We start from the raw sequence: 6,000 nt of genomic DNA on the forward strand, positions 1-6,000 counted from the left end.
AGGAATATGAATGAGAGTTCGTAACAGATCAAATTCAAGAGAACGTCTTGAAAACAGTCCCTTCGTATTTTTGCAACCAAAGGATAACAAGGGAAAATGGAAAGACATTTTTGGGAACAACAATCCTATACATCTGGAAATAGGAAGTGGGAAAGGGAAGTTTATTCACACATTAGCGGAAAAATATCCAAATATTAATTTTATCGCAATGGAAGCACAACAAACTGTACTTAGCTTTTTACTGGATAAAGTTGAAGAAACATATCGAGATAATCTAAAACTTATTTCAGGTAATGCAGAAGATTTGTTAGATTATTTTGCACCATTTGAAATAAGTAAGCTATATCTGAATTTTTCAGATCCATGGCCTAAAACACGTCATGAAAAACGACGTTTAACATTTAGTAAATTTTTAGAACGTTATGAAATTATCTTAAATAATAAAAAGACTATTGTCCAAAAAACTGACAATCAAGGGTTATTTGAATATAGTCTTATGAGTTTTGCAAAAAATAATTTTACTTTTGAAAAAATATCGTTAGATTTGACAAATAGTATATATGAACAAGAGAATGTTCATACTGAATATGAGGATAAGTTTATCCAAAAAGGTAATAGAATTTATATGGTAGAAGCCGTAAAAGAAAATTAAGTAAAAAATCTACGCTAATATTTACATATTTTTATTTATGTAAATATAACTGTAAATTTAGTATTGATTAAATAAAAGAAATTAATTATAATAATAGTTAGTAATATTCAAAGGAGATTTAAAAATGATTTCAGTAAATGATTTTAAAACCGGTGTTACTATCGAAGTTGATGGTAACATTTGGAAAGTGTTAGAATTTCAACACGTTAAACCGGGAAAAGGAGCTGCATTTGTTCGTTCTAAACTTAGAAATATGCGAACTGGTGCCGTAAATGATAAAACATTTAGAGCAGGCGAGAAAGTTGCAAAAGCACAAATAAACAATCAAAAAATGTCTTATCTATATTCAACAGGTGATGCTTATGTATTTATGGATAATACTACTTATGAGCAAATAGAAGTACCGGAAGAAAACCTTACTCATGAATTGAACTTCTTAAAAGAAAATATGGAAGTCTCAATTTTAATGTTTGGAGATGAAATTTTAGGAATTGACTTACCAACAACGGTTGAATTGCTTGTTACAGAAACAGAACCGGGTGTAAAAGGGGATACAGCACAAGGTGCTACTAAAGCTGCAACAGTAGAAACCGGTTATACATTACAAGTACCGTTATTCGTAAAAGAAGGGGATATATTAGTTATCAACACAGCAGAAGGTAACTATGTATCAAGAGCATAATTGTCAAAAAATAACCATTTGTAAATTCAAATGGTTATTTTTGTATGTATAACGTCATAATAATTCGATTTTAATTAAATTTTTTTATTGTTTTTAAATATGTAAGCATACCTAAAATAACGATTAAAATATCTATAATCGGTGTTGTAAACCAAACAGCTTTAAGGCCGAAAAACATTGGTAATATTATCATTGCGGGTACAAATATTATAACTTGCCTTAACATAACCAAACGCCCGGCAGATTTTGCATCACCAATCGCTTGGAAAAATGTTAGCAACATTATCATTACTCCATATAAAATGAAAGCACTGTAAAGTATTCTAAAACTTGTTACTCCATTTATTAAAGAATTTCCTGTTAAACCAAAAAGACTTAATAGTGATTTAGTAAAAATAATTGACGGTATCCAAAAAATAGCAGCTAACACAATAGAGTAGATTGTAAATATTTTAAAAATTGATTTAACTCTGTTATATTGTTTTGCACCAAAATTTGCTCCTATTGCCGGTTGTAACCCTTGACTCATACCCCAAATTGGAATAAATGAAAATGCTAATATTCTTAGCGAAGCTGCCATTATTGATCCGGCTTCATCTTCACCGTATCTGAATGCTTGATTATATAACAAACTTTGCTGAATAATAGTTAAAACCTGCATTAACATCGCTGAGACTCCAATAGAAAATACTTCTTTATAAATACTGGTTTCTCTTATAATCTTATTAATTTTGACAGTATTACTTTTATATTTAAAATAATAGAATGTAATAATCGCTTGAATTATTTGTGCTGTAATAGTTGCAATGGCTGCACCTTCAATTCCTCTATCTCCCATTGATATCATCAATATAGGGTCTAAAATAATATTGATTACAGCGCCGATTCCCATAATTATCATTGCTCTTTTCATTAATCCTTCACCACGCATAACCATATTGGCTGCTTGTGCAAAATTGACAAATAGAGAGCCTATAAATATAATTTTTAAATAACGCGTAGCTAAATCTAATATATTACCGCTTGCTCCTACCATACTCAAAAATTGTTTTGAAAATAAAAAACCTATAATTGTTATAATAACTGACAATAGAATAACCCAATAAAGTAAATTATTCATAATTTTATCAATAGTATTTTGATTTCTTTCTCCTATAGCACGAGATAAGACAGAGGCTGAACCTACACCAATTAGTGTTGCAATTCCTGTATTAAAGTATGTAAAAGGCATTGCAACACCTACAGCGGTCATTGCATCTTGCCCTAAAAGTTGTCCTGCAAATATACCGTCCATTAAAGGATATAAGCCTATCACAATCATTCCTATAATTGCAGGAATAGACAATTTAACCATAATATTAAGCGGAGTGGCAGTCAGTAACTCCTTACTATTTTTATCCATATTTATCATTCCTTTCATTGATTATTTTATAATAATATTTTTTGTTAAATATGATTCAATCATAAATTCTAGCTGATTTCTATTTTTTATAAAATTTTTTCTAATATCAATTAACTCGCATCCTAGAGCGAAAGTGTTAATTATACATGTAATAAATTCAAGTATTTCATCAAGAGAACAAATACAATTAATTTTTTCAAAAAGCTTCTTAAGGCTATTTATAGAATCTTTTTTTAATTTTTCAAAAAGTTTTTTTAAACTTTCATCTTCATTTAATTGTTGTAAAAACATAGCATATAGTGGTGTAAATTCATTATCAGCCAACATTTTGTCAACTATTAATTCTGCTAATAATTTATTTGTAACTGTATTATTATTAATTTTTTCAAACATAATATTTTTTCTGTAGATATTTCCTTCCATCATTATATCGTAAAGTATTTCGCCTGTACTCTTATAATGGTGATATAAACCGCCAATGGACATTTCAGAAGCAACTACTATATCTTGCATGGTAGTATTTTTAAATCCTTTTTTTAAAAATAATTCTTTTGCTATATCTTGTAAAAATTTTTTTCTTTCTTCTTTTTTTAATCTTTTTGCCGACATAATATTCTTCCACTTATAAATTTTTGTTATACCGAGATTATCCTCGGTAATGAATTGATTATATAATAACATATTATTTTTAAATTTACAAGTTAGTAAAGCGAAAAAAGTTTTATAAAGTGAAGATATTAAATAATAATGTATAAAACTATAGTAATGTTTGTAGTAAAATGGCTCAAATGTTAATTAATATTAATTTACTTATCAATTCAAATTTTAGAAACGTTTTTGAAAAAGTGTTATAATAAATTTTATAAAAATTTTAAGGAGTGAGTATGTTAAAGAAAAATAAGTTATATATTATTAGCGTATTATTTTTAATAATACCAACAGTATATATATTAAATAATTCAATACGGTTATTTACGGTTTTTATTGGAATTATAGCATTGATTATATTAGTAACTAAATTAAACGTTGAACCGTTTATATCTATTTTGTTAATTTCAATTATTATGGGATTAGTTCTCGGATTATCACCGATAGAAATTATTGACTCAATAGAAAAGGGGAATGGGGCATTACTAGGGCATCTATCACTTATTTTAGGATTAGGAGCAATGTTGGGTACTTTACTGAATACTTCAAAAGCAGCGGAAATTACAGATGAAGTAATAAAATTAACTTCAAAATTTAATATTTCTGTATTGTTGATCAGTTTTATCGTTGCTGCAATGTTGCGTATTGCACTTGGTAGTAGCACTGTTTCAGCGATAACAATACTTGCTGTCATTCAACCTAAATTATTCTACGGTATTAGTTATGCTTAGTATCACTGCAGGTAGTATATTTTGTTCACATGTTAACGATCCGGGTTTTTGGCTATTCAAACAATATTTAAACCTTGATTTAAAATCAACATTTAAAACATGGACTTTTGGTACAAGTGTTACCAGTATAATTGCGTTTATAATAGTTTTATTATTAGCACAACTCAGTTAATTTAAAAATTATAAACAATATCACTTGCTATACGTGTTAGGATATGGTATATTATATTTTGTGTATGTAGTAAATGTTATGAATAAACTATTTCCAAAAAGGAGGATTAATTCATGGCAAAAGTTTGTTACGTTACCGGACGTAAAGCACGTTCAGGAAATACTCGTTCACATGCAATGAACGCATCAAAAAGAAAATTCAAAGCTAATCTACAAAAAGTAACAATTTTAGTAGATGGACAACCTAAAAAAGTTTGGGTTTCTGCTAGAGCTTTAAAATCTGGAAAAGTTGAGCGTGTATAATTAAGCGATAAACTTTAAACTATCTAAGCTAAAACTTAGGTAGTTTTTTACTATACATAAACTAAAGGTAAGATAATAAGATAATGCTGAAATTTTCATTATTTTTTTTGTAGAGTAATTTTAAAAAAGGTAAGAGCATTAGTCCAAAAGAAAATAGAAAATTTAATTGACGATAAAGTATTTGCAAAAATAGAACAAATATATTATAATATATTTGTTCGTATAATACATATTATATGTATAAATTATTGTATAAAGGAGAATTATAGTAATGGTACGGAATCAACGTGATTATTATCGTCAAAAAATAAATAAACTTATCCCTGAATTTCCTGATTATATTGAGGATTTTATTGACACATATTATGATATTTTATCGCCACTTACATTACATAGATATTTAGAAACATATAAAAATTTTCTTTCTTGGTTAATTAGTGAAACTATTTCTCCTGCTGATATAATGAAAAATGTAGAACTTTCTACGCTAGAAAATATCTCAAAAAAAGAAATGGAAAGCTATTTTAAATATCTTTCTCGCGAGGCAATAAACGGTAAATATCGCACACAAACAACGATAAACAATTATAAAGCTGCTATGCGTTCTCTTTATAAATTTCTTACTGTAACCAGTGAAAATGAACAAGGACGTGCTTATTTTGAGCGTAATGTTATGCTTAAAATACCTATTACTCGTGTTAAGGAAACATTATCTTCACGTTCAAAAAAAATATCAGAAAAAATTTTTCTTGATTCACAAGATGAAGAATTTCTTGATTTTGTCGAAAATCAATATGAAAATACACTTTCTAAGCATGCTAAAATATTTTTTTTACGTGATAAAACAAGGGATATAGCCATACTTACCCTTTTTTTAAAAAGTGGTATTCGTGTCAATGAGTTGGCTAATCTTAAAGTGAAAGATATTGATTTTCTTAATAGTGAAATTAATGTAATTCGTAAAGGAAATAAAACAGATACGGTAATTATACCGGAATCTGCTCTTGGTAAATTGAATATATATTTTAATTCATTAGCATTAAAACCAACCAGAGAAGATTTTGTTTTTACGTCTAAAAATAAAACCGGTCTTTCAATTCGCGCTATTCAAAAATTAGTAATGAAATATACCGATGCGTTTAATGTTCCAATGTCACCACATAAACTCCGTCATAGTTATGGTACAAAATTAGCATTAAAAACAAATGGTAACATTCCAATTATAATGACTCAAATGGGTCATTCAAACAGTGATACTTCTATGCTTTACATTAATGAATCTAAAAAAATAATAAAGCAATCCATTGATAAACTTGATGAATAATATCGTTTAAAATATATTTTGTTAATTTTTAAATTTTCAAACAAAATCGCAGAAGATATAATTGATAAACTCTTCTGCGATTTTTTT

Annotated in this window: 6 protein-coding genes and 1 pseudogene; 5 read left to right on the forward strand and 2 right to left on the reverse strand. The window is 27.6% G+C overall.

Features of this window, described 5'->3' with window-relative positions; translation table 11 throughout:
* Positions 1-10: 10 nt before the first annotated feature.
* Together trmB and efp are read left to right on the forward strand one after the other, a co-directional pair.
* Positions 11-652 carry a tRNA (guanosine(46)-N7)-methyltransferase TrmB gene (gene trmB, locus HMPREF1983_RS03120; protein ID WP_021752839.1) on the forward strand — a complete coding sequence of 214 codons (642 nt, stop codon included), beginning with the start codon at positions 11-13 and terminating at the stop codon, positions 650-652.
* 124 nt (positions 653-776) lie between these two features.
* Positions 777-1,334, forward strand: coding sequence for an elongation factor P (gene efp / locus HMPREF1983_RS03125; protein WP_021752840.1), 558 nt, complete (start codon positions 777-779; stop codon positions 1,332-1,334).
* Between the two features lie 70 nt (positions 1,335-1,404).
* On the opposite strand, the gene HMPREF1983_RS03130 is transcribed toward efp, so the two are convergent.
* Together HMPREF1983_RS03130 and HMPREF1983_RS03135 are read right to left on the reverse strand one after the other, a co-directional pair.
* On the reverse strand, positions 1,405-2,736 hold the full coding sequence (locus HMPREF1983_RS03130) for an MATE family efflux transporter (RefSeq protein ID WP_040460888.1): 1,332 nt from the start codon (positions 2,734-2,736) through the stop codon (positions 1,405-1,407).
* A 21-nt stretch (positions 2,737-2,757) separates the two neighbouring features.
* Positions 2,758-3,345 carry a TetR/AcrR family transcriptional regulator gene (locus tag HMPREF1983_RS03135; protein ID WP_040460889.1) on the reverse strand — a complete coding sequence of 196 codons (588 nt, stop codon included), beginning with the start codon at positions 3,343-3,345 and terminating at the stop codon, positions 2,758-2,760.
* A gap of 275 nt (positions 3,346-3,620) precedes the next feature.
* On the opposite strand from HMPREF1983_RS03135, the pseudogene HMPREF1983_RS03140 reads away from it, so the two are divergent.
* The 3 genes and pseudogenes from HMPREF1983_RS03140 to xerS all read left to right on the forward strand — a co-directional run bounded on the left by HMPREF1983_RS03140 (position 3,621) and on the right by xerS (position 5,913).
* Positions 3,621-4,287: pseudogene (locus HMPREF1983_RS03140) on the forward strand (GntT/GntP/DsdX family permease).
* Between the two features lie 113 nt (positions 4,288-4,400).
* Positions 4,401-4,589 carry a 50S ribosomal protein L28 gene (gene rpmB, locus HMPREF1983_RS03145; protein WP_006365046.1) on the forward strand — a complete coding sequence of 63 codons (189 nt, stop codon included), beginning with the start codon at positions 4,401-4,403 and terminating at the stop codon, positions 4,587-4,589.
* A gap of 271 nt (positions 4,590-4,860) precedes the next feature.
* Positions 4,861-5,913: a tyrosine recombinase XerS gene (gene xerS, locus HMPREF1983_RS03150; protein ID WP_021752845.1), complete on the forward strand. Its 1,053-nt coding sequence runs from the start codon at positions 4,861-4,863 to the stop codon at positions 5,911-5,913.
* The last annotated feature ends 87 nt before the right edge of the window (positions 5,914-6,000 follow it).

Origin of the sequence: Gemella bergeri ATCC 700627 (genome assembly GCF_000469465.1) — a bacterium.
Taxonomy (GTDB): domain Bacteria; phylum Bacillota; class Bacilli; order Staphylococcales; family Gemellaceae; genus Gemella; species Gemella bergeri.